The following is a 21986-nucleotide window of genomic DNA, read 5'->3' as shown; positions in this document are numbered from 1 at the left end:
TATCAAAATCGAGGTCAGCTGTTTTTCGTCGATTTCGATACCGATACCGATTTCGATAGCGATGGTGTTCATCTAAAAGAGAATCCCGGCATACCCCACAAAACTGTCGCCCGGGCTCTTGTCGTAGCTGGTGGCATATTCGGTGAGCATGGCCGTATCGGTGCCCATCTCCAGACCCGCGGCCAGAGCTGCTGCCACGGCCCCCGCGCAGCAGGCATTTTGGCTGGAGAGAGCCTCGTCCAGCACCCGGTGGGGATCCAAAGTCAGCATGCGGTCGATGATGCGCCGGTCCTCGTTGGCCCGCACCTGCCGGTGGGCCGCCTCGCCCAGGCCATAATGGGAAAGGCCGAAGTGTGCCCCGTAATGGGTCAGGTCGGTGGAGCCCACCACCTTGACGGAAAGGCCCAGGTCCCGGGCCGCCTGGACCGTGAACCGGCCGATTTCAACAGCCATGGCATCGGGCGGCACCCCCACGGGCACGATCTTCACATCGCCAAAAAGATACCTGATAAAGGGTAGTTGAAGTTCAATCGTATTGTCCGGGGCAAAGTGGTGAACGCTCTCGGCCTGAAAGGTGAACCGGTCCATCAGTTTTGCGGCCAGGGCCTCGTCCACGGCCAGCATGCCCAGGGGTGTGGCCATGCTGCCTTCCGACAGAATGCGGGGGGAGGACTTGGGGTAGAGGTGATGGCCGTAAATGACAATGGTGTCCGGTACCTGGCTGCCCTTTAAAAGGGCCAGGGCCCGGCAGGCAATGCCGCCGGAATAAATCCATCCGGCATGGGGCACGATGGCACCGCAGGGCTCCCTGTCCGGAGGCGTCAGGGTTTTTTCAGCCAGAAAGGCCTTGATCTGGCGCCTGCACTCCGCCGCGGTATCGGGATACCAGCTTCCGGCATATGTTGCGGGCCGAATGTCCATGCTGTGTTCGCCTTGGTCTTTTTTTCGAATATTCGGCGGCTCAACCCTTTTTGGCCGCCACTTTTTTTCGAATCCACTGAAGCCACGGCTCCAGCCCTTCCCCGGTTTTGGAGGAGGTGCGAAATACCGGCATGTCCGGATGAACCTGAAGGATATTGGCCTCCGCCCTGTCGATATCGATTTCCAGGTGGGGCAGCAAATCCACCTTGTTGAGCAGGGCCACGTCGCACACACGGAACATCAGGGGGTACTTGAGGGGTTTGTCCTCTCCCTCGGTGACACCCAGCACCACGGCCCGGGCATCCTCGCCGATGTCAAACTCGGCCGGGCAGACCAGGTTACCCACGTTTTCCACGATCAGCAGGTCCAGGCCGGCCAGGTCGAAGTTTGCGGCCGCGTTTTCGATCACATGGGCCGCCAGGTGGCAGTCTCCGCCGAATTCGTCGGTATTGACCTGCACCACGTCAACGCCTGATTTTGCCAGGCGATCGGCGTCGTTGGTGGTGCAGATATCGCCCACGATAACGGCGCACCGCACGTCCGGCATCAACAGCTCCAGCGTCTTTTCCAGCAATGTGGTCTTGCCCGCGCCCGGCGAACTCATCACATTGAGCACAAACACATTGCTCTCGGCAAACCGGCGGCGGTTCTGGTCCGCCATCATCTCGTTGACATCCAGAACCCTGCGGACAACCTTGATCTCTTTCATGGCGGAACCTCGCTTGATGGGATATTGAAACCGCGCATCATCTTATGTGCGTGTCTCTACTTTAAATGACCCGCCCACGAATGTTCAAGAGATTTTTTCTACCACGGCAATATTGGTGATAATGATGGTTTTCGGGTTTCGATTTCGATCCCGATCCCGATTTTGATTTAAATGAAACCGCATCTCTTATTGAATGTTATCTTCGGGAATATCCTTTTTAAAAATTGCTCTGTCGAAAAAGCAGAAGTTATAAACACACTGATGTTAAAACCGCTATTTTACTGATCCATAACATAAAACAGGCCCTTTTAAACACCGGGGCGCAGTTTTTCAACCGGACTATAGTTCGTTTTTATATTTTTAATTTCGAATAGTTGTGGTTGTTATCAACATTTTATCAACATCCTGTTGATTTCATGTTTCTTGACAGAACGCCTTGGCCCGGCTAGAAACCATTTATGACATTCGACAGTATGCGGAAAGCTGCCACTTTATTCAATAATGGAGACTGCTGTGGTCAATTTTACCTATCGGCACAAAACCGGCAAAAGACGCTTCTCAATGGAAGGCCCCAATGAGAAAGACTATATCATCAACTACATTGATGAAAAAAAATCGTTCTACGAAATCGACCTGCTTGAATACATGGACTTTATCACCCGGCACGAAAACCGGTCCGGTGCGGTCTGCATTGATGTGGGGGCCAACATCGGCAACCACTCGGTTTACATGGGGGCCTTTATCGGGAAAAAGGTGGTGAGCATTGAACCCAATGCCAGGCTGTACAAAGCGCTTTACCATAATCTTGAAAACAACGTCGCCGATTATCATGTGATTGAGTGCGCGGTGGGGGAGCAAAAAACCGAAGGCCGGCTGGTGTTTCCCGTGGATTCGGAAGGCAGCATGGGCCTGGCCCGGTTGGAATCCCCGGAAGATTCTGCCCCGTCGGAAAACCGCCTGCTGAAGGGCGACACCGTGGCTGTTGACACGCTGGACGTGGTGGTGTCCCGGCATGTGGATAATCACGACCGCATTCTGCTTATCAAAATAGACGTGGAAGGCAACGAACTCTCCGTGCTCAAGGGCGCCGTCCACACCCTCGAACACCATCATCCCCACCTCTTTGTCGAGGTGTGCCGTCCGGAGCTTAAAAACGACCTGGACCGTTATCTTGCCGAACGCCACTACCTGCCGATTTCCCGGTGGGCCGGCACACCGGTGTATCACTATGTCTACCGACCGACCCGCGGGCAGAGCGTCAAAGCCTCCCTGTTCCGGTTAAAATATGTGCTGATCACCCGGCACATCAAATCCATCAAGCGGCGTCTGCACTGGCCTTAACCGCCCCCTGCCTGTAAGGAGATTGATCATGTATTCGTTTGACCGGGACATCGCGCTGGAGCAGCAGGCCCGGCAGCTGTTTTCAGCCACTGTGACGCCCAACTGGTCGGTAAACCGCAACCCCGACGGCGGCTACCTCATGGCCCTGATGGCCAACGGGGTTTTGCAGCACGCGGAAAAGCAGTGGATCACGATTTTTACGGCCAACTTCGTGTCCCGGTGCGTTCCCGGACCGGTCTCGCTGGCAGTGGATTTGCTTGGGACCTCCTCCCGGTTTGAGCGGTGGCAGGCCTCACTGGAACAGGAGGGAGACACAAAGGTCTTTGCCCTCTGCACCCTGACCGACAACGCTGTTGAAGACCCGGAAACCCGCTACGAGGCCGACCCGCCGGTGCTGGCCTCCCGCCAGGATTGCTTGGAATTTCCAGCCGTTCCCGGCTACACTATTTTTGAGCAGATGGATGTGCGGCTGGATCCGGCCTGCACCGGGTGGCTCACTTCAGGGGCCCTGACCGACCGGTCTGAACAGAAAGGGTGGATCCGGTTCAAGGATGACCGCCCCTTTGACATGCTCTCGCTTTTGCTGGCCGCTGACGCCTTTCCGCCGCCGGTGCTGGCCAGCCACGGCATGACGGCCTGGGTGCCCACACTGGAAATGTCGGTCAATATCCGGCAGAAACCCTCCAGCCCATGGCTCAGGTGCGTGTTCCGTTCCCGTTTTATTCACAACGGCATCGTGGAGGAGGATGGCCAGGTATGGGATGAAAACGATCGGCTGGTGGCCGTTTCCCGCCAGGTTTCCCAGTTCCGTAAAAATACCTGATCCAAATGGGCTGACAGCCCGGTTACAGGAAATCAGATGGCAGCAACCGACAAACGCCCTTTTTCCCTCTCCGGCTTTTCCGATGACATGCTGGCTGGCCAGCGGCTTGTGGCCGGATTTGAGGGAACAACCCTCAACGACGACCTCAAATACCTGATCGACACCCTCAAGGTGGGGGGTATTATTCTGTTTGCCGTGAACCTGGAGCACCCCGATCAGATTCGCGACCTGTGCGCTTCGGCCCAGGCCCATGCCGCGGCCTGCCGCCTGCCGCCCCTGTTTGTGGCCATCGACCAGGAAGGGGGACAAGTGGCCCGGCTCAAACCGCCCTTTACCCGGTTTGAGGGCAACCCTTCAATCACCACGGATGACCAGGCCCGGCACTTCGCCCGAATCACCGCGTCCGAGCTGGCCGGCATCGGGGTGAATATGAACATGGCGCCGGTGCTGGACGTGGCCGACGGGGTTACCGACAGCGTCATGGCCGGCCGGGCCTTTGCCGGCGGCCCCCGGGAAGTGGCCCGGCTGGGCGGCGTGGTCATTGAAGAGATGCAGAAAAACGGCATAATGGCCGTGGGCAAGCACTTTCCCGGCATCGGCCGCACCACGGCCGACTCCCACATCGACCAGCCCTGGCTGGCGGCCGATCCCGCAGAAATGGAAACCACCGACCTGGTGCCGTTTAAGACGGCCATCGAACGGGACGTGGCCGGCATCATGCTTTCCCATATCCGCTACACCGCCCTGGATCCGGACCTGCCGGCCAGCATGTCGACACCTATTGCAAAAACCCTGCTGCGGGAAAAATTGGGATATGAAGGCCTGGTGATGACCGACGATCTGGACATGGGCGCCATTCGCAACCACCATGTTATGGATCAGGTGGTGCGATGCGCGGACCGGGCCGGCATCGACATGGTGCTGGTCTGCCACAAGGGGCCGGACAGAAAAAAGGCGGTTGAGTCCTTCAGGGAACTGCTGGAAACATCGGACACGCACAGAAAACAGGCCCTGTGCTCAGTGGAGCGGATTCTGCGGGCCAAGGCCCGTTATCTTTGCCGCATTTGAATAACACGAAATTCAGGGCAGTACACTTTTCTTAACAGCAAGCCCTTTCTCCACACCGATTTGCACTCCTGAGGAACCTGCCAGACAGGACATCAATGGTAAGCCCCGCCCGTTGCAGCGCAGCCGAGCGCGGGCGCTTTTTTCAGGAACAAGCGGGCAGGCTGTCTGAGTTCACCGCAGGTGAACGAGTTCCTGCCCGCGCTGAAAAAAGCGTTTGCGCGAGGGAAGCCACGCCTGTGGCGTGGCGAGCCAGAGGCCAAGCTGCAGGGCATGTTTCTTTTGGTACTTTTCTTTGCGCCAAAGAAAAGTACACGGAAAAGCAGGAGAAGAAAAATAATCGTTGAGGACACCGCCGTAGATACAATTCGATTTCGATACCGATACCGATAGCGATTTGGATAAACCCGGGGGGCTGTCCTGCCATGATTAAAACCGTTTTTGGACACTACTGAGCCCGGATATTGCATGAAACATCCGGGTGACGGCTAAGCCACCCGGGAATAGACATCGGCGGACAGGTCCACCGGCTCTGCTCCGGCGGCCAGTTGAAAAAACCCGGCGGCCCCGATCATGGCCGCGTTGTCCCCGCACCAGGCCGGCGGCGGAATATGGACAACAAGCCCCTCCTGCTTTGCCGCGTGGCGCAGCTTTTCACCGATGCGGCGGTTGGCCGCCACCCCGCCCACCAGGGCCATGTGCCCGCACTTTTTCACCTTTGCCGCGTGAACCAGCTTGTAGCACAACACATCGGCCACCGCCTCCTGGAACCCGGCGGCAATATGAGGCGATTCAGGGGCCAGGGCGTCGCCGGCCTCCTGAATAAACCGCCGGGCCGCGGTTTTGATGCCGCTGAAGCTGAAATCAAAGGCCGCCTTGTCCAGGTAGGGCCGGGTGAATGCATATTTTGCGGGATCTCCCTGGGCGGCCAGGTTGTCGATGACCGCGCCGCCGGGATAGCCCAGCCCCATCATCTTGGCCACCTTGTCGTAGGCTTCGCCCGCGGCATCGTCCCGGGTCTGGCCCATGAGGGTGCTGGTCACAGGCCCGGTCACATGGTAAATGGCGGTATGGCCGCCGGAGGCCAGCAGGGCCACAAAGGGAATGGCCGGCGGGTCATCGGTCAGAAACAGGGAGGCCAGGTGCCCGTTCAGATGGTTGACGCCCACCATGGGCACATTCGCGGCATAAGCAAAAGCCTTTGCAAAGGAAAACCCCACCAGCAGTGCCCCCACCAGGCCGGGTCCCTGGGTGGCGGCCACGGCGTCAATGTCGCCGGTTTTCAGCCCGGCCTCGGCCAGTGCCTGGCGAACCACCGGCAGAATATGCTCAATGTGTTTCCGGGAGGCCAGTTCCGGCACCACACCGCCGTAAGGACTGTGCAGGGCCACCTGGGACGACACCACCGAGGAGAGCACCCGCCGGCCATCCGCCACAACAGCGGCCCCGGTCTCGTCGCAGGATGTTTCAATGCCAAGAATGGTTCGAGGTAATTTCATATCCGGTTGTCCATGTCGAAATCGGGATCGAAATCGAAAAAGAAAAGCAAAAGAAAACCGTTGCAGGAACACTATTTACCCGGCCGGCCCGGCGGGCGACGGATACCTCAGCCGCCCTTGCAGGATGAACTCTGCCGGGCCTTTTCCACTGCCTTGAGGTAGTCGGCAAAGGCCTTGCGCAGCCGGTCAAGAAAACCGGGTTTGGCGGGTCTGGGTGTTTCGGTCATATTCTGTTGTCCCGGCACAAAAGTCATTGCGAGGAAGCGGATATGCTACATCCCTGTCATTGCGAGGAGCGAAGCGACGCGGCAATCTTTTCGCTTATGGACAAGATTGCTTCGCTGTGCTCGCAATGACACATGGGCGTTGAAAATTGCTTCGCTTTGCTCGCAATGACGTTTAAAAATCTTTTACACCAGTTGCACCTGGGGTTCATCCGCTTTTCTGGGGGTGATCTCACCGATCAGAAACGGCTTTTCCCCCACGGCCCGAATGCTTGCCATGGCATCGTCGGCTTTTTTCGCGGGCACCACCACCACCAGGCCGATGCCGTTGTTAAAGGTGCGGGTCATCTCGCGGTCTTCGACCTTTCCTGCCTTTTGCAAAAAAGAAAAGACCGGAGGCACGTCCCATGATCCTTTTCGAATGGTGGCCACGCAGGCCTGGGGCAGCACCCGGACCACGTTTTCGGCCAGACCGCCGCCGGTGATATGGGCGATGCCGTGAATCGGAAAGAGCTTGAGCAGGCTGTGAACCGTCTCCGAATAAATGATAGTGGGGGTCAACAGCTCCTCGGCCAGGGTTTTGCCCAGATCGTCGATATGATCGTCAATCTTGAGCTTCAGCACGTCAAAGCATATCTTGCGGACCAGAGAAAAACCGTTGCTGTGCAGCCCGCTGGAAGCGATGCCGATAATGGCGTCGCCCACGTGAATGTTGGACCCGTCAATAATGGCGTCGCTCTCCACGATGCCCACGGTAAAACCGGCCAGGTCATACTCGTTGTCTTTGTAAAAACCCGGCATTTCAGCGGTTTCACCGCCGATCAGGGCGCATTTGGCCTGTTTGCATCCCTCTCCGATGCCGGTGATCACCTGGGTGGCGATCTCTGTATTCAGCTTTCCCACGGCCATGTAGTCCAGAAAAAAGAGCGGTTTTGCGCCCTGGACGGCAATATCGTTGACGCACATGGCCACAAGGTCGATGCCCACGGTATCGTGCCGGCCCGCCATAAAGGCGATCTTCAGCTTGGTGCCCACACCGTCGGTGGAGCTGACCAGCACAGGATTTTTCAGGTCCGACAGGTTCAGGGAGAAAAGCCCGCCGAACCCGCCGATGTCGCCCATCACCCCCTGCCGCCGGGTCTGCTTGGCGATTTTCTTGATGTTGTCCACAAGCGCGTTGGCTTTATCAATATCCACGCCGGCATCCGCGTAGGTCAGAGAACTCATAGCTGTTTCCTTCTGCTTGTCGGGTTTGAAACCATGAATGCTTCTACTGATGCAGACACTGCAAAAGAGGGTCTCATACTATCTTCGGCCCGGCTGAAAGTCAAATCCAATTTCGCCGGATTCCCGCCGTTTCCACGCGGCCCGATGGCGGCCGACGCCTGTTTTACAGGTGCCGCGGGGCCATAAATAAATCCAAATTAGTGCCTATATATGTAACATGAAGGACCCCATGTGGTGTTTCCAATCCAGAAATGCGGAAAAAGGCCATTTATGGATGAAAACCAGAATATTTTTGACATGTGTCTGTGCCTTGTGTATTTTATTAAAGTTTAACCTTTTACGCTGCAAGGAAGGCGGAAAATCAGGCCATGGACATGACAAAAAAATTTGGGCGGCTGGACCGGCTGCAACCCTATGTTTTTGCTACGGTAAACGCCATCAAGATGGAGGCGCGCCGGGCGGGCAGGGACATCATCGACCTGGGCATGGGCAATCCCGACCTGCCCACGCCGAACCACATTATCGAAAAGATGGTGGAGGCGGCCCGCAAGCCCCACAACCATAGGTATTCAGCCTCCATGGGCATTCGCAAGCTGCGCCTGGCCATTTCGGACTGGTATAAACGCCGGTACGACGTGCCCATCGACCATGAGGAGGAGGCCATTGTCACCATCGGCGTAAAGGAGGGATTTTCCCACCTGATCCTGGTGACCATCAATCCCGGGGACCTGGTGTTTACGCCCAACCCCACATACCCCATTCATCCCTACGCCACCATCATCGCCGGTGGCAACGTGCGGGGCATTCCCGTGGGGCCGGGCCAGGATTTTTTAAAAAACCTCATTGACGGCACCCGGCAGAGCTGGCCCAAGCCCAAAGTGCTGGTGATCAGCTATCCCCACAACCCCACCACCGAGGTGGTCGACCTGAACTTTTTCAAGGAAATTGTGGCCTACGCCAAAAAATACGACGTGATGATCATTCACGACTTTGCCTACGCCGACCTGGTGTTTGACGGATACGAAGCGCCCAGCTTTCTCCAGGTGGAGGGGGCCAGGGACGTGGGCGTGGAGTTCTTTTCCCTGTCCAAAAGTTACTCCATGGCCGGCTGGCGCGTGGGGTTCTGCGTGGGCAACCCCCACATCGTGGCGGCACTGCGCCGCATCAAGAGCTACCTGGATTACGGCATTTTCCAGCCCCTTCAGATCGCCTCCATCATTGCGCTGAACGAAGACCAGCAGTGCGTGGCCGATATTCGAGAAACCTACCGGTCCCGCCGGGACACCCTGGTCAACGGCTTAAATCGCGTGGGATGGGAGATTGAAAAGCCCAAGGCTACCATGTTCGTGTGGGCCCAAATTCCGGAAAAACACCGGCACCTGGGGTCGGTGGAGTTTTCCAAAATGATGATCCGCGAGGCCCAGGTGGCGGTGTCACCGGGCCTTGGATTCGGCGAGTACGGGGACGACTATGTCCGGTTCGCCCTGATTGAAAACGAGATGCGCACCAACCAGGCGGTAAGGGGCATCAAGAAAATATTGTAAGGATTGATAATGAAACAGATCAACATAGGCATCTTGGGCTGCGGCACCGTGGGCAGCGGCACGGCCCGTATCCTGCTGGAAAAACAGAAGCTGATTTCAGACCGCACCGGCATCAATGTTCACCTGAAAAGCATTGCCGACATTGATCCCACCCGGGGCAAAGACCTGCCCCTGGCAGACGGGGTCATGACAACCGATGCCGGGGCCGTGGTGGACGACCCGGAAATTCAGATCATCGTGGAGCTGATCGGCGGCAAGACCCTGGCCAAGGAGCTGATCACCCGGGCCATTGACAACGGCAAGCACATTGTCACCGCCAACAAGGCCCTGCTGTCGGCCCATGGCAACACCCTCTTTCCCCTGGCCGCACAAAGAGGGGTGGACCTGGCCTACGAGGCCAGTGTGGGCGGGTGCATGCCCATTATCAAGTCGATCCGGGAGTCCCTGGTGGGCAACGCCATCGGCTCCATCCGGGGTATTTTAAACGGCACCTGCAACTACATTCTCTCCCGCATGACCGCCGAGGGATGCGCCTTTGACGAGGTGCTGGCCGACGCCCAGGCAAACGGGTTTGCCGAGGCCGATCCCACCCTTGACGTAGACGGGTTTGACGCGGCCCACAAACTGGCCATCTTAAACGCCATCGCCTTCGGCATGACCATCAACCTGGAGGACGTCTATGTAGAGGGCATTCGCCGGATCACGCCCATGGACATCGAGTTTGCCGCGGACTTCGGCTACACGGTCAAGCTGCTGGCCATCAGCAAGCAGACCAACGGCGCCGTGGAGGCGCGGGTCCATCCCACCATGATCTCCCACGATAATATCCTGGCCAGCGTCAACGGCTCGTTAAACGCGGTAACGGTTTCCGGCGACTGCGTGGAAAATGTTCTGCTTTACGGCCACGGCGCGGGGAAAATGCCCACGGCCAGCGCCGTTGTAAGCGACATCGTGGACATCGCCCGCAACCTCGTGTTCGGGGCCCCTGGCCGGATTCCGGCCCTTGCTTACCGGCCCGAAGCGATTCGCACCATACCGGTGCTGCCCATCGACCGGCTGCACACCCGCTACTACCTGCGATTTACCGCGGAAAACCAGCCCGGCGTGCTCTCCAAGATCGCCGGTGCCCTGGGCAGCCACAACATCAGCATCAAGTCGGTCAACCAGAAGGGCCGGTTTTACGGAGACCACACCCCCCTGGTGATGATGACCTACAAGGCCTGCGAGGCGGACATGAAAAAGGCCCTGGCCGACATCGCGGCCCTTCACATCGTGGCCGACGATCCCATCGTGGTCCGCATCGAAGAGGACAACGGCGGTTTATAAAGCAGAAAGGCGCTGAACATACATGAACATTGTCTGCTGTGACCTGGAAGGGGTGTTTGTTCCGGAAATATGGATCAACGTGGCCAAAAAGACCGGCATCGACGAACTCAGGCTCACCACCCGGGATATCTCCGACTATGACGTGCTGATGAAAAAACGGCTGGCCATTCTGGCGGACCATGGCCTGAAGCTTGCCGATATCGCCGACGTGATCGCCACTATTGACCCCCTTGAAGGCGCCCTTGAGTTTCTCACCTGGCTGAGAAAACAGACCCAGGTCATCATCGTGTCCGACACCTTCACCCAGTTTGCCGGCCCCCTGATGGAAAAGCTGCTTCTGCCCACCCTGTTCTGCAACACCCTGACCATCGGGGATGATGGCGCCATCGTGGACTACAACCTGCGGCAGAAGGATGGCAAGCGACAAACCGTGCTGGCCCTTCGCACGCTGAACTACCATATCACGGCCATGGGCGACTCCTACAATGACACCGGCATGCTTGCCGAGGCCGACCTGGGCATTCTGTTCCGGCCCCCGGAAAACGTGGTCCGGGAGTTTCCCCAGTTTCCCGTGGCCACCGATTACGACACGGTGCGGGAGCTGCTGGCCGATTCCCTGGCAAAATAGATGATACCCGTCAAAGAGCACGCCCACACGCTTTGCTTTCCCCTGCTGGTGGCGCCCCGCTCCTCGAAAAACATGGTGGTGGGGGCCCACGACAACGCCCTGAAGATCAAGATTACGGCGCCCCCGGTGGATGGCAGGGCCAACGAGATGTGCGTGGCCTTTCTCTCCCGGCTTCTGGGCATTCCCAAAACATCGATCACCATTGCCGCGGGCGCGGCCTCCAAACGAAAAGAGGTGTGCCTCGCCCTGTCTCCAAATGCCGCCGGAAAGCAGGAAGCCGCAAGAATAAAGGCACTGCTGGCCGGCTATTGACGGGTTTTCCCTAAAAACCCCTTGACAGGCCCATGCAGGTGGTATACAAACAGCAGATTAGATGATGCGGGGTGGAGCAGTCCGGTAGCTCGTCGGGCTCATAACCCGAAGGTCACAGGTTCGAATCCTGTCCCCGCTACCAAAATAAAAACAAGGGGTTAGAATAAAATCTAGCCTCTTTTTTTATGCCTATATTTGTCCAGTGGTACAAGATTGGTACACCCTTCGTCCGTTTTTACCTTTATCTCACCTGCACTCCCGGCATCCTGTTTTTGCGTTACGGATAGGCATCCAACGTACTTCATGAACGCATGACCGTCTGAACGGGTTTTCTCCGGTACCCAGGCATAATACCGCTGGAAAATCATCTGCAACGAGGAGTGTCCAAGCATGTTCTGGACCCAACCAATATCCTCACCGGCAGAAAGCATCATGGTAGCGAAAGTATGCCTTGTCTGAATGGGCGGACGATATTCAATACCCGCCTTTTCTAGTGCGGGAATCCATACCTCCTTCCGGATGTGATCCGGGGTCATCCGTCTTCCGTCAATGGTCAGAAAGATATGTTTATTTTTACCGGTCAGTTTCCGTTGCTCCGATAGAGCCTCAAGCACCTGCGGAAGACACTTTATATAACGCTTTGACTTTTTGGTCTTCGGGATGCCGTCCTTTTTATACACATACGTTTTACGGATAAAAATCCGTGGCTCTGGTTGCATATCTTCAAGAAAATCTGACCAACACAGACCATTTTGCTCTCCCGCCCGCATGCCCGTAAAAAACGCTACAATCAAATACGGTTGATACCAGGGATGCACTGCGTCTAGAAGTCGATTGACCTCATCATAAGAGAAAGGATGAATCTCCGGTGCTTCTTCTGAAAGTCGTTTTATCTTCCGCATCACGTTATCCTGAATAATCCCTTCCCTATCAGCATAATCAAAAACAGATTTCATTGGCACTAAAATGTTGTTCGCTCTTTTGGCTCCAACCTTCAACCCGCTTCTGAATTTCAGCACATCTCCGTAGGTGATTTCAGCTATTGGCATGTCTTTGAAATTAGGCAGGATATGACCGTTCATTGATGACACGTAATCCGGCCACGTAGAATACCGAACCTCTTTCTTGTGTATGGAAGCCCATTCTTTCGCAACCTCCCCGAAAGTGATGACATCATAGTCCACCTTTTCAGGTGCATCCAGTTGTCCGTATTCAACGAGGTTTCTGAGGTAAAAATTCCGAAGGTCCCTAGCTGTCCGCTTGTCAGTTGTATTCAATGATCGCTTAAACACTTTGCCATTATGCTTTTTACGGAAATAAAAGGTGTTGTCACGCTTCTGCAAATACCTGTCTTGTTTTTTCGCCATCAGCTTATCCTCCAATCATTATCGGAAGACAGCCTTGGCTTTACCCCACCCACATGCTTTTGACCTTTTTGTTCCTCCTTTCTCCATTCTGTGAAGGTTTTCTGAAAATGTTCAATCTCTGTACGATAATATAATACCCTGTCTGAGCCTGGGGCAACAAAGTAACTAAACAAACCCCGCCTTCGCCAGTTTTTTATTGTATTGGCTGATACCCTAAAATGTCTGGCAACCTCCTGCTGCGTCCATAATTCTCTACCCCATAAACTTTCCTTTCTTTTCATAATATTTGCACCTCACTCAAGTGGAATATGCTGATCCACAGCTTGTGACCCGAGGTGTTTGGGCCTGGTAGTTTTACGAGATTCCGCTCAAAGTTTGGCGTAGTGCCTGTCCCGGCAAGGGGACACGATGACGTGCGTGTCATCAAAACTTGGGATTGAAACCCGTTTGCTTCCTGTATTCCTCAGTCATCACCTCCCGTGTAAATGTCCCGTGCTGTTGCTGAACAATAACGCTGTCGTATACCGGCAGGCCGAGAATGCCGTTGTCCATCAGCCGAACCAGAATGGCGTTCATTATTATCGAATCGATATTTTGTAGCCTGATGCCCACGTCTGAAAAGAGATGGTGGGCAATGGCAGGATGGGTCTGTTTGAAGCCACTGACAAGGCTTGCATACGGTTTTTCTCGGTCCGGCGGTGCCAGTCCCCTGTTTTCCAGTTCGTCGCGTATGGCACCGCAAGCATCCCTTTCCGTGGAGTTTATGGCAATAAGCCCCACCGCCTTATAGATGTCCCGCATTTCATGGCCTTCGCATTCAAGATACGGGTCGTCCGTGTAATCTATGCCCTCCCTGTGGTAGAGCATGCGAATGTGAAAAGCGGAATAATCGATTTCAACGGTCGGTTCACCGTCAATCAGAACGTTCTTTCGCATCGGTCTGCGGAGCATACTCTGATGAAGGGCTCCATAAGCTCGTCCACCGTATTCCCAGGATTCACGATTGAAGATGCGTCGCAGGTGCTCGTGGTCGAGCACGAACACCAGTTCATCAACGCCAATGTCTTGGAGCGGAGATTTGACATCCAACACTTTTCGACGTTTATCTAAGGGAATCCGGCCAATCTCGATACTGCGTTTGTAGAGGTCTTTTTCAAAAAAATGGGCTTCAGACCAGAAACGCTGTAGAAGCACGTCCAGCAAGACTTTCCCGCGTTTCGTATTAGTAATGGGAATGGGGTTGTTTATTGGTATCCTGTCTCTGGTAGATTGGATTATTCGATACGGGTTTGTATGGAAAGGTAATAGATGTTTGGTAAATGTGGGTATAGGAGTTGTATATTTATATTTACTGTGACTATTGTTTAGTATGACAGATTGTATCCAGGTTTCACTTTTACTGATGTTCTGATACAGATTTTCGACCAGCCAGCGATTGTCAACGATGGAATCGCCGGTCAGTCGTACCGAGATAAAGTTCCTGTCGATGAAACCGTTGTAACGTTCCAGGTCGTCCCTCATCTGCCGGGTTTGGTGTGTTTCCCGGTATGGACGGTCTTGTTTCTCTTTGTTGCGAAGGACGATGACCTCTTTTTCTTCCGGCGGGTTTAGGGCCAGGCCGAAATAATGTGTCACCCTGTATCTACGACACCGTGCCCAAAGCAGTTCAGTACCCCACATACGCGTTTGAAGGCCGTATCTATCATCGTCTGGGTCCTTGTAGTATGAACTCTGCTCGATGTATCCGAGCCGTTCCAACGCATCGATGATGGGAATAAGCCGGTCGTAGGTGTAATGATGCTGACCATATCGCCTATCCCGTGTATAACGATTTTTGTTGCGGGAATACCTAACCGGCCTGTCGAGATGGTGAGCGTTTATGAGGTTCAACAGGACAGCCCGTAAGGCCTTTGTTTGTCGGGTCCGGCTGGACACCTTCATGAAGGAAGCGACCTCCTCGAACATCGCGTCTACAAAGGCATCCAGCCGACGGCTCGATGATTCCATCGGTCTCATTTTTACCGCATCTGCCAACCAATCTTTCCCATCACGGTGTCTATCGTTCGTTTTTTTTGACAACTGTTTCATGGTTCTTGTTTATTCAGTGGCCTCCACTATACGGACCGTCAGTCCGATATTTTTATAAGCCTCATATTCATTGCGACAGATGAACTCGGCCAGAAAGGCTTTGCCGGCATCCATCTGCGAGGCGATGTCCTTAGCCAGCCACCGGGGCAGATAGCCCATCTCGTAAATGCCGAAGAGACTGACCCGCACCGCATTGGGGTCGTGGGGATTTTCTGGTTCTCGGACCAGGGCATAGGTGCCGATGTCAGGATACCCCCACTTGCGAATGTTGGCTTGGCAATCATCAAAGGTGACCCCGGTCAACCGGGTTTGAATGGGCGAAAATTTATTCTTCATGGCCGGCCTCCTCCTGGTATATTTTGGTTGCCGCTGCATTTTGGGCTGCGGCGGATAGGGTGAAACCCTCTGCCAGGTTCTCCTGGATTTTTTTCAACAGGCGGATGTCGTTCGAGGTGTAGCGTCGATAAAACCGTTCACCGACTGAAATCCTGGCCGGCTTCGGGATGTATTTACCCTCCCAATCCCGCAGTTGTCGCTGGCTGATGCCTGTCATTGCCGAAGCTTCTCCAATTGAATAAGTGTGTTGGTTTCTCATTGTTTTGTCCTCCGATTATTTTTATTAAGGAGAAAAAACACATCTCCTCTACTATAATGAGGTCAGTTTATTCACGTCAGTGTCATAATCGGGGGGGCAATGGGAATCACCACTTTTCGTTGATAATGTCCCAATACTCGTCACCCTCATCGTCCAGTTCGTTCTGGATACGGTCCTGTTCCCGTTTTTCCCTGGCGATGTCCTCGGACAGGGGACCGATAATCATCCAGTCTTCCCAATCAATGCCGTCAAAGTCGTCACAGAAATCATCCATGTGTTGTCTCCTTTCAAGCCGGCGGATTAATAGCCGCACTGGCTGCAAATGATTTTGAATTTTTTGCCGTTGTAAATTGTGATGTCATTTCCGAGGTGGGAGCCAAAAGTGACGTAATGCCCACACTCCAGGCGGAATTTCCTGCCCTCCAGCACTCGCATCAAAATTTCTCCCAACTGCTCGGGTTCTCCATAACAGGCTTTCTTTTCTTTTGTCATGTTGTTCTCCGTAAAAACAGAAAGCCCAGCCACCTTTTGATGACTGGGCTTCCGGGTTGATTGTTGATGAAGGTCAGGGCCGAACCAAACTTAAAATCTGACCACCGGCCGATTCCAGCCGATAGGATTGCAAAGTGTCCAGGTGTTTGTCCTGGGCCGCCCGTGTGAATGCATTGATGATGTGAAACATCGTGGCACCTTGCTCAAGCAGATAGGCTTTACAGACCACTTCGGTTTCCAAATGGGCCAGACCGAACTGCCTGGCAAAGGTCTCAATAGAACGGATAGGATTTTCAACAGGAGATTGCCGGGACAGCTTGAACTGTTCCTGCTTCCGGACGGAATCCTCGATAACACCGGCAATGGTTTCGGGAAAGTTTTCCAGCCCCCGGTTGCTGATATGTTTAAAGCGGGAAAAGGTCGATGATGTCTTTGAAATGAGCCCGTTGGTGCAGACCAGCCGATAAAAGAACGCCTCGATGCTAAAGGCAAGCAAGCCGACTTCACTGTTTGCAAACGACACGCCGGGCACGATTTCATCCAGTTTGCCGTATCCGGGATTCACGCCAAAGGCTCTGGCATACTCTGGAATCCTGACCAGGAACATGCCGTCATCAATAGCGTACTGAACCTGCGTGTCTGGGTCGAAGCCGTGCCGGAGCAGTTGCGAAAGCACATCCATGTTGTCCAGGGGCTTATACCGCTCGGTAAACACGGCTCTCAGCCGATGCCCATCAAACCGGCAGAAAAAGGTTTCCCGATTCAGTCGTTCCTGTTCAATCCAGAAATTCAGATTTTCGGCCTGCAGGTTGGCCGGGCAGCGGGACAGATAAGAAAAAGGCACCCGGAGCCTGTTGGACAAGAGCCGCTGGGCACCGGGCAAGATTTCCGTTTGCTGTCCTGCAATCCACATTCTGGACAGACTGTCGAATTCCATCTCCTGCACCGGCACCACCTCGTCATAATGACCGGCAGATGCTTCGTGAACTTTTTCGATTACCCTTTCCAAAGTCGTTGTTGTTGTCTTCATGAGTTCTCCTTTCATGGACGTTTTGACACAGGGGCCTTCCCCTGAAATAAAATGCCCCCCTGAAGCCGTGACGGGCTCACAGAAGGGCGTTCTCGCTTTTCTTGTGCCTTGGGTTGTTACCACTCTCTGCACGCGTTAGAATAAGCACAATCACCGCACATCCATGACGGCTGCGGCAGAAAGATGCCGGCATCAATTCCTGCCAGGACGGCATTGGCAATCTTGGCGAAGCGTTTTCGCTGTTCCGCGTTACGTGTGGTGTTTACCTGCTCCAGCTTGGGTTTTTTCAGTTTCCGCAGGATATCGAAGCGGCATTTGACTTTCGCCTTGGGCAGGACGTACCGGTTTGAGGCGAGCAGCGTTGCGTAGGCCGTCATCTGGTTATCGTGATTTGCGGTGCCTTGTGCCATTGGCCTGGCCGCTGTTTTGTTGTCAACCACCACAATTTCACCGGACTCATCCCGAAGCACCAAATCCAAAATGCCCGCCAGCTTGTATTCCGTGGCGTGCCCTTCTTCCGTGTAAAGCGTGCTGGTAAGGGGCAGTTCAACAGCGACAATCTGTTGAGCGGTCTGGGCGGTCTGGACGGTGTTCTCATGGAAAGCCCGCAACATGGCGTGGCCCATTTCGACGGCTGCCTTCCGGTCCGGCAGGTCCTTTTTGAAAATGACCGGAACATCCGTGTTGTCCAGGTCCAGTTCCAGACAGGTCTGAAAACGCTCACAGATAGCCGTCACACTCTCTTCATGGCCATGGTTCTTGAGGGTCCGGTAATACATTTCAATAGCGGCATGTATCGCCGACCCGAACGGCAAAGCGATGTTGACTCGTTCAGGTTTCCGGTGCTCGACATACTGGAAACGATATTTAAGGGAACAGTTGCAATAGGTGAATATCTGGTTATGGCTGATATGTATTTCCTGGTTAAAATCCTGTAACGCCAGATTTCTTGACATGACATTTCCTTTCTGTTTGAAAACGCAAAAAGGGAAAGACCCGTGCCGGCCTTTCCCTTTTCATGCGTGGGTTGATGATGGGGATGTCAGTTTGCCAGAAGCTGTTTTATAACTGACGACGCATCCGCCTTTGACAGGTGTTGAGCCACAGCCCCGTACATTGTCAGGCACTGCTGATTGAGGTCCTCCAGTGTACGGCCCTGGTCCTCATTAAGCCGTATCATGTACTTATACTGGTTGCCGGTGATGCGGCCGTTGCCGCCACCATTGCCGTTGGATGGCCCCTGTGAGTGGTCTCCATTGTCGCCGGCGGCAAGGGGCTTACCTTGCTGCTGTCCGTTGCCGCCATAGATATGAAGGCCGACACCCAGCAGCGTGGCCGCCTTTTTCAGGGCATCCGTTGTGGCGGCTTTCAGGTCATCGGAAAGGGAGAGGATCTCTCCAGTCTCCCTGGCACGGGTAATCCGGCTTGAACCGAATTGGCTTTTTACGACGCCACCCGCCTTCAATTCACCGATTACAATGACCTCATCGGTATCCTTCAGGATTTCGTGATGAAGAATAGTAAACGACCAATCCGCGTCAAAAGCATCGTTGAGCCTTTGAATGACGACATGACCTTCGATGTAGGCCAGCATCTTGCCAAAGTTGCCTTCACGCTGTTTGATTTGCTCCGGGCCAAATGGTTTTTCGAGGATTTCTCTGTTCATGGGCTTCTCCTTTGAGTTTATGGTGGTTAAAACGCAAAAAGCCCGGCAAGCATCAGGGCTCACCAGGCTGACATCGGGAGGCTTTCCTTGCCCCCAACACAAAAGGGCAGCCCCGGCGGTAAAACCGGCGACTGCCCTCTCTACTGGCTTGTTTTGTTGATTATGATATTTGCATCACATCAACAGGAGTGATGTTTAAAAGGGAACGCCTGATAAACGGACATCCCCAGGATACAAATGACTGGGATGAAACAGTGAGGATTTTTCCGTACGTACGGAAATCATTTTGTAGGGTGATGTCCACAAATTATGGACACCACTGTGACATAGAAGACCGCCTTTGATTGTGGATAAAAATTTTACGCTAAAACGGGTTACTCGGTTTTCTTCAGCTTGTCTATTTTTTGTTTCAATTCTTTGGTGACCGCTCGTAATCTTTTGCAGCACCTAATACGAGCAGCCGGAATAATGCAACTATAAACATTGCAGTGCTTATCAAAATGTTGGCACTAGCCAATGTGCCAAACAAGGTTGTCCCTACAGCTATTATACTGAAAGCGTCCGTAAAAATTTTGGACAGTATTGATGCAAACAAAACGGCACAAGCAAAATAAAAGGCTGCGGAAAACAAATAAGTGATTGTTCTAGCACGCAAGGAAAGAAGCCCCGCAGTCATTACGATAACTCCACATATTATAAATAACGCAAAAAGGAATAGACCGGTTTTAAATAATTGGAATTCAAATAATATACGCATCACAAGACTAACTAAAAATGCAGAAACTTGTATGAGTACAATTAATGCGACAAAACGCTCTTTAAAATCAGGGCTTTCCAGCTTTTTCATTGCTGATTGCATGTCCATTTGACCCTCCTTTGTTATAGGATGAGATTAGATATAGGTGGAGTTTACTAAACCATCTTCAACTCCACCGAATAAGCCTACAAGATAGATTATCCACCCTAATTCAACCCCTGAATTTGCTAATTCTATCAATAAGATTGAAATAGTCAACAATTATCTATCTTTATGTGTGTTTAGTATCTTCCATGTAGTAGTTATCTTTTATTGAATTATCCAAATAAATAGTATACTGACTCTGGGGGCATAAAAAATTATATCGTAAATCGTTCTAGCCTCATACACTAGGTGCCTGTGGCGATAAATTTAAACAAGTTGAGTTCTATGACCACGATAAATTTTTCGGTTTGTTCTTGGATAGTTATTCCATGTTCGGTTTTCAAGCAACCTACCCGCTCGCTTTTTGTTTATACCGCCCCATTGTTTAAAGAAGAATGGTACTTTAGCTTGGAGACAGAGTTCTTTAATCTCGAGCACCCAATCTTCTTCCATCGGGCGTGATTTTGGCCCTGACTCGCCGCCGACGATAACCCAGTCTATTCCATTAAGATCCAAATTGGGTAATGGACCGAGAAGTGGTTCCAATGATAAAAACCTCACTGCCGCAGGAATATCCTTAAGATGGTCCAATCGGAATAGGTTTTCTGTTGATTCAACAGTAACACCAAGCCATACGTTTTTGGCCCATTCAATTTGAGCGGCGATGTCTTTCGCCCGCATAGACCTTTTGGTTAATACTTGGAATGTGTGCCAGGGTGCTTTTGCCATTGAATCGAAGAGCGAAACAACAACATCATCATCTGCCTTTTCGTGAAAAGTATCACTCATCGAGTTGACGAAGATGGTAAGCGGCTTTCTGTGTTGTTGTGGAAATTCAAACAGCTCCCTATGAATTGTGAACTTGAATCCATTCTTATATTTTGGGTTTCCCATCGCCTTAAGCCTACGGGCCATTTTTTCTGCATAGCAATTCTGGCAACCGGAGCTTATCTTTGTGCATCCGGTGAAAGGGTTCCAAGTGGATTCAGTCCATTCAATTTTGCTTTTCATTGAAAAAAGCCCCTCTTATATATAAATAATTCTGGATTGTTGGTCAGTGCAAATCTGCCTTCGTAGTTTCTGGCACCAATTCGTCCCGACTTACGACATTGTTTAATGACTTTGTTGAGATGTGTGTCTCTCCATATTTCCGAAAGATTTTGTTCTAGCAGGTCTTTCCATTTTGTCGGGCCGGAAGAAAGAATCTTGATAACCCAGTCCTCAAGGGGTTTCAGATCTGGCTCAGGTCTTATGAGGAACTGTTGCTTTGGGTCGTCTTTTGCTCTGGCATAGTATCCGTTTTCTGGGCAGGCTTTCCAGACACAATCTTTCATAAGGTTTCTACCTGAATCGTGATTGGTCAGATGCATGAGCATATATCTTGTTGCTCCATTAGGGCCAAGCATACGAATGTGGGTTGCCCATTTTGCTCCTGTATTTTTGCGAATTAAGTTAATACAGGCATTCGCTTGTTCGTCAAATGCCATTCCAACCAAGCCATGCCATTGCTCTCCTTCAAATATCTCATTGAGCGTGTTAGCCATGCCTGGTTGAGTTTCACCTTGGGCAATAGCCATACTTAACTCACGCCAGATTACGTTTACAAAAAGTTCAACGCGGTCAAACGCCATCAATTTACGAAGAACCGCACCAGGTACTTTGAAGCCATACGGGTCAACGAAAATAAACGCAGGGGCCAATGAATTCCCAGATTCGTTCAGATGCTCCAGAATCGACTGAAGAGTGTCAAAACAATTCTCTGTAATAGTATGGACCTGAACCTGCTTTGGAAGCGGTCCCAAACGATTAATCTCATTTTGCAAGGCACAACAGTTTTGGTCGTCTGCTTCAATGAAAAACATTTTTATTTCGCACCCTGACAAATGAGATTCCCTGTGTTTGTGATTCAAAATACAACCAAGTGCTACCAGTGGAGATCCTTCCTGACCGCCTTTATGGCGACCTCTGCCAGCATGTGTATCAAAGTAGCATATCCGGCCAGACCATCTACCTAATTTGGGGAACCAACCATTGAGGTAATTCTGAATTATTTTATGCTTCACGTGCTGTAGATTTGAATAGTCTGACCAGTATTCCGGGTTTGTGTCCTTTGCGGTGCATGTGCCCATTTTAATCCCCCTATGCGTATTAGCCCCCTTCTTTTTATCAGCATACCCACCATAACATCATACAGAAGCATAAAAGTCATATTGCCTTAGGCTGGAAAG

At 52.8% G+C, this 21986-nt stretch carries 25 protein-coding genes and 1 tRNA gene; 9 read left to right on the top strand and 17 right to left on the bottom strand.

Annotation, left to right across the window (positions count from 1 at the left end):
* Positions 1-72 precede the first annotated feature (72 nt).
* Positions 73-921: an AmmeMemoRadiSam system protein B gene (gene amrB, locus DOLE_RS01505; RefSeq protein WP_012173728.1), complete on the bottom strand. Its 849-nt coding sequence runs from the start codon at positions 919-921 to the stop codon at positions 73-75.
* A gap of 40 nt (positions 922-961) precedes the next feature.
* Positions 962-1630: a hydrogenase nickel incorporation protein HypB gene (gene hypB, locus DOLE_RS01500; protein ID WP_012173727.1), complete on the bottom strand. Its 669-nt coding sequence runs from the start codon at positions 1628-1630 to the stop codon at positions 962-964.
* 561 nt (positions 1631-2191) lie between these two features.
* Here hypB and DOLE_RS01495 point away from each other — a divergent pair.
* The 4 genes from DOLE_RS01495 to DOLE_RS01480 all read left to right on the top strand — a co-directional run bounded on the left by DOLE_RS01495 (position 2192) and on the right by DOLE_RS01480 (position 5206).
* Positions 2192-2971, top strand: coding sequence for an FkbM family methyltransferase (locus DOLE_RS01495; protein ID WP_167320826.1), 780 nt, complete (start codon positions 2192-2194; stop codon positions 2969-2971).
* 28 nt (positions 2972-2999) lie between these two features.
* Positions 3000-3794, top strand: coding sequence for a thioesterase family protein (locus tag DOLE_RS16930; RefSeq protein ID WP_012173725.1), 795 nt, complete (start codon positions 3000-3002; stop codon positions 3792-3794).
* 36 nt (positions 3795-3830) lie between these two features.
* Positions 3831-4862: a beta-N-acetylhexosaminidase gene (gene nagZ, locus DOLE_RS01485; RefSeq protein WP_012173724.1), complete on the top strand. Its 1032-nt coding sequence runs from the start codon at positions 3831-3833 to the stop codon at positions 4860-4862.
* A gap of 95 nt (positions 4863-4957) precedes the next feature.
* On the top strand, positions 4958-5206 hold the full coding sequence (locus DOLE_RS01480) for a hypothetical protein (RefSeq protein ID WP_153304327.1): 249 nt from the start codon (positions 4958-4960) through the stop codon (positions 5204-5206).
* A gap of 141 nt (positions 5207-5347) precedes the next feature.
* On the opposite strand, the gene tsaD is transcribed toward DOLE_RS01480, so the two are convergent.
* Both tsaD and purM read right to left on the bottom strand, forming a co-directional pair.
* Positions 5348-6358, bottom strand: a complete 1011-nt coding sequence (gene tsaD / locus DOLE_RS01475; RefSeq protein WP_041280288.1) for a tRNA (adenosine(37)-N6)-threonylcarbamoyltransferase complex transferase subunit TsaD — start codon at positions 6356-6358, stop codon at positions 5348-5350.
* A gap of 410 nt (positions 6359-6768) precedes the next feature.
* Positions 6769-7809 carry a phosphoribosylformylglycinamidine cyclo-ligase gene (gene purM, locus DOLE_RS01470; protein WP_012173722.1) on the bottom strand — a complete coding sequence of 347 codons (1041 nt, stop codon included), beginning with the start codon at positions 7807-7809 and terminating at the stop codon, positions 6769-6771.
* 374 nt (positions 7810-8183) lie between these two features.
* Here purM and DOLE_RS01465 point away from each other — a divergent pair, with 374 nt between their 5' ends.
* The 5 genes from DOLE_RS01465 (at position 8184) to DOLE_RS01445 (ending at position 11761) form a co-directional block, all read left to right on the top strand.
* Positions 8184-9353, top strand: a complete 1170-nt coding sequence (locus DOLE_RS01465) for an aminotransferase class I/II-fold pyridoxal phosphate-dependent enzyme (RefSeq protein ID WP_041280715.1) — start codon at positions 8184-8186, stop codon at positions 9351-9353.
* 9 nt (positions 9354-9362) lie between these two features.
* Entirely contained in the window at positions 9363-10679 is a 1317-nt protein-coding gene (locus DOLE_RS01460) for a homoserine dehydrogenase (protein ID WP_012173720.1), read from the top strand.
* A 22-nt stretch (positions 10680-10701) separates the two neighbouring features.
* The gene (thrH, locus tag DOLE_RS01455; protein WP_012173719.1) at positions 10702-11307 is read left to right on the top strand and encodes a bifunctional phosphoserine phosphatase/homoserine phosphotransferase ThrH; all 606 of its coding nucleotides are present in this window, start codon (positions 10702-10704) and stop codon (positions 11305-11307) included.
* The gene (locus DOLE_RS01450) at positions 11308-11619 is read left to right on the top strand and encodes a DUF167 domain-containing protein (RefSeq protein ID WP_012173718.1); all 312 of its coding nucleotides are present in this window, start codon (positions 11308-11310) and stop codon (positions 11617-11619) included.
* A 65-nt stretch (positions 11620-11684) separates the two neighbouring features.
* Positions 11685-11761: transfer RNA gene (locus DOLE_RS01445), tRNA-Met, on the top strand.
* A 28-nt stretch (positions 11762-11789) separates the two neighbouring features.
* On the opposite strand, the gene DOLE_RS01440 is transcribed toward DOLE_RS01445, so the two are convergent.
* The 13 genes from DOLE_RS01440 to DOLE_RS01390 all read right to left on the bottom strand — a co-directional run bounded on the left by DOLE_RS01440 (position 11790) and on the right by DOLE_RS01390 (position 21887).
* Positions 11790-12986, bottom strand: coding sequence for a tyrosine-type recombinase/integrase (locus tag DOLE_RS01440; protein ID WP_041280287.1), 1197 nt, complete (start codon positions 12984-12986; stop codon positions 11790-11792).
* Positions 12986-13267 (bottom strand): helix-turn-helix transcriptional regulator, encoded by a 282-nt coding sequence (locus tag DOLE_RS18710; protein ID WP_083766497.1) that lies wholly within the window; start codon positions 13265-13267, stop codon positions 12986-12988. Before DOLE_RS18710 ends, DOLE_RS01440 begins: the two co-directional genes overlap by 1 nt.
* Positions 13268-13409: 142 nt before the next feature.
* On the bottom strand, positions 13410-15074 hold the full coding sequence (locus tag DOLE_RS01435; protein ID WP_041280286.1) for a hypothetical protein: 1665 nt from the start codon (positions 15072-15074) through the stop codon (positions 13410-13412).
* A gap of 9 nt (positions 15075-15083) precedes the next feature.
* Positions 15084-15410: an HIRAN domain-containing protein gene (locus DOLE_RS01430; protein WP_012173715.1), complete on the bottom strand. Its 327-nt coding sequence runs from the start codon at positions 15408-15410 to the stop codon at positions 15084-15086.
* Positions 15400-15669: a MerR family transcriptional regulator gene (locus DOLE_RS01425; RefSeq protein WP_041280285.1), complete on the bottom strand. Its 270-nt coding sequence runs from the start codon at positions 15667-15669 to the stop codon at positions 15400-15402. Before DOLE_RS01425 ends, DOLE_RS01430 begins: the two co-directional genes overlap by 11 nt.
* A gap of 106 nt (positions 15670-15775) precedes the next feature.
* Positions 15776-15943 carry a hypothetical protein gene (locus DOLE_RS18360; RefSeq protein ID WP_012173714.1) on the bottom strand — a complete coding sequence of 56 codons (168 nt, stop codon included), beginning with the start codon at positions 15941-15943 and terminating at the stop codon, positions 15776-15778.
* 26 nt (positions 15944-15969) lie between these two features.
* On the bottom strand, positions 15970-16161 hold the full coding sequence (locus tag DOLE_RS01420; protein ID WP_012173713.1) for a hypothetical protein: 192 nt from the start codon (positions 16159-16161) through the stop codon (positions 15970-15972).
* A 73-nt stretch (positions 16162-16234) separates the two neighbouring features.
* Positions 16235-17191, bottom strand: a complete 957-nt coding sequence (locus DOLE_RS01415; RefSeq protein WP_012173712.1) for a DUF932 domain-containing protein — start codon at positions 17189-17191, stop codon at positions 16235-16237.
* 116 nt (positions 17192-17307) lie between these two features.
* Positions 17308-18147: a PD-(D/E)XK nuclease family protein gene (locus DOLE_RS01410; protein ID WP_012173711.1), complete on the bottom strand. Its 840-nt coding sequence runs from the start codon at positions 18145-18147 to the stop codon at positions 17308-17310.
* Between the two features lie 86 nt (positions 18148-18233).
* Positions 18234-18857: a Rad52/Rad22 family DNA repair protein gene (locus tag DOLE_RS01405; RefSeq protein WP_012173710.1), complete on the bottom strand. Its 624-nt coding sequence runs from the start codon at positions 18855-18857 to the stop codon at positions 18234-18236.
* Between the two features lie 409 nt (positions 18858-19266).
* A complete protein-coding gene (locus DOLE_RS01400) occupies positions 19267-19722 on the bottom strand; it encodes a hypothetical protein (RefSeq protein ID WP_041280284.1) in 456 nt (151 codons plus the stop codon).
* A 303-nt stretch (positions 19723-20025) separates the two neighbouring features.
* Complete coding sequence (locus tag DOLE_RS01395) at positions 20026-20769, bottom strand: DUF5131 family protein (RefSeq protein WP_012173709.1); 744 nt, start codon at positions 20767-20769, stop codon at positions 20026-20028.
* Complete coding sequence (locus tag DOLE_RS01390; protein WP_012173708.1) at positions 20766-21887, bottom strand: three-Cys-motif partner protein TcmP; 1122 nt, start codon at positions 21885-21887, stop codon at positions 20766-20768. Before DOLE_RS01390 ends, DOLE_RS01395 begins: the two co-directional genes overlap by 4 nt.
* Positions 21888-21986 lie beyond the last annotated feature (99 nt).

Origin of the sequence: Desulfosudis oleivorans Hxd3 (genome assembly GCF_000018405.1) — a bacterium.
Lineage (GTDB): Bacteria > Desulfobacterota > Desulfobacteria > Desulfobacterales > Desulfosudaceae > Desulfosudis > Desulfosudis oleivorans.
Note: the sequence above shows the minus strand (reverse complement) of the source record. Positions and strands in the feature narration are given on the sequence as shown.

What these genes read in the sequence shown, in the direction of transcription:
- amrB (WP_012173728.1), bottom strand. Translation starts at nt 921, where the DNA reads ATGGACATTCGGCCCGCAACATATGCCGGAAGCTGGTATCCCGATACC.
- hypB (WP_012173727.1), bottom strand. Translation starts at nt 1,630, where the DNA reads ATGAAAGAGATCAAGGTTGTCCGCAGGGTTCTGGATGTCAACGAGATG.
- DOLE_RS01495 (WP_167320826.1), top strand. Translation starts at nt 2,192, where the DNA reads ATGGAAGGCCCCAATGAGAAAGACTATATCATCAACTACATTGATGAA.
- DOLE_RS16930 (WP_012173725.1), top strand. Translation starts at nt 3,000, where the DNA reads ATGTATTCGTTTGACCGGGACATCGCGCTGGAGCAGCAGGCCCGGCAG.
- nagZ (WP_012173724.1), top strand. Translation starts at nt 3,831, where the DNA reads ATGGCAGCAACCGACAAACGCCCTTTTTCCCTCTCCGGCTTTTCCGAT.
- DOLE_RS01480 (WP_153304327.1), top strand. Translation starts at nt 4,958, where the DNA reads ATGGTAAGCCCCGCCCGTTGCAGCGCAGCCGAGCGCGGGCGCTTTTTT.
- tsaD (WP_041280288.1), bottom strand. Translation starts at nt 6,358, where the DNA reads ATGAAATTACCTCGAACCATTCTTGGCATTGAAACATCCTGCGACGAG.
- purM (WP_012173722.1), bottom strand. Translation starts at nt 7,809, where the DNA reads ATGAGTTCTCTGACCTACGCGGATGCCGGCGTGGATATTGATAAAGCC.
- DOLE_RS01465 (WP_041280715.1), top strand. Translation starts at nt 8,184, where the DNA reads ATGACAAAAAAATTTGGGCGGCTGGACCGGCTGCAACCCTATGTTTTT.
- DOLE_RS01460 (WP_012173720.1), top strand. Translation starts at nt 9,363, where the DNA reads ATGAAACAGATCAACATAGGCATCTTGGGCTGCGGCACCGTGGGCAGC.
- thrH (WP_012173719.1), top strand. Translation starts at nt 10,702, where the DNA reads ATGAACATTGTCTGCTGTGACCTGGAAGGGGTGTTTGTTCCGGAAATA.
- DOLE_RS01450 (WP_012173718.1), top strand. Translation starts at nt 11,308, where the DNA reads ATGATACCCGTCAAAGAGCACGCCCACACGCTTTGCTTTCCCCTGCTG.
- DOLE_RS01440 (WP_041280287.1), bottom strand. Translation starts at nt 12,986, where the DNA reads ATGGCGAAAAAACAAGACAGGTATTTGCAGAAGCGTGACAACACCTTT.
- DOLE_RS18710 (WP_083766497.1), bottom strand. Translation starts at nt 13,267, where the DNA reads ATGAAAAGAAAGGAAAGTTTATGGGGTAGAGAATTATGGACGCAGCAG.
- DOLE_RS01435 (WP_041280286.1), bottom strand. Translation starts at nt 15,074, where the DNA reads ATGAAACAGTTGTCAAAAAAAACGAACGATAGACACCGTGATGGGAAA.
- DOLE_RS01430 (WP_012173715.1), bottom strand. Translation starts at nt 15,410, where the DNA reads ATGAAGAATAAATTTTCGCCCATTCAAACCCGGTTGACCGGGGTCACC.
- DOLE_RS01425 (WP_041280285.1), bottom strand. Translation starts at nt 15,669, where the DNA reads ATGAGAAACCAACACACTTATTCAATTGGAGAAGCTTCGGCAATGACA.
- DOLE_RS18360 (WP_012173714.1), bottom strand. Translation starts at nt 15,943, where the DNA reads ATGGATGATTTCTGTGACGACTTTGACGGCATTGATTGGGAAGACTGG.
- DOLE_RS01420 (WP_012173713.1), bottom strand. Translation starts at nt 16,161, where the DNA reads ATGACAAAAGAAAAGAAAGCCTGTTATGGAGAACCCGAGCAGTTGGGA.
- DOLE_RS01415 (WP_012173712.1), bottom strand. Translation starts at nt 17,191, where the DNA reads ATGAAGACAACAACAACGACTTTGGAAAGGGTAATCGAAAAAGTTCAC.
- DOLE_RS01410 (WP_012173711.1), bottom strand. Translation starts at nt 18,147, where the DNA reads ATGTCAAGAAATCTGGCGTTACAGGATTTTAACCAGGAAATACATATC.
- DOLE_RS01405 (WP_012173710.1), bottom strand. Translation starts at nt 18,857, where the DNA reads ATGAACAGAGAAATCCTCGAAAAACCATTTGGCCCGGAGCAAATCAAA.
- DOLE_RS01400 (WP_041280284.1), bottom strand. Translation starts at nt 19,722, where the DNA reads ATGGACATGCAATCAGCAATGAAAAAGCTGGAAAGCCCTGATTTTAAA.
- DOLE_RS01395 (WP_012173709.1), bottom strand. Translation starts at nt 20,769, where the DNA reads ATGAAAAGCAAAATTGAATGGACTGAATCCACTTGGAACCCTTTCACC.
- DOLE_RS01390 (WP_012173708.1), bottom strand. Translation starts at nt 21,887, where the DNA reads ATGGGCACATGCACCGCAAAGGACACAAACCCGGAATACTGGTCAGAC.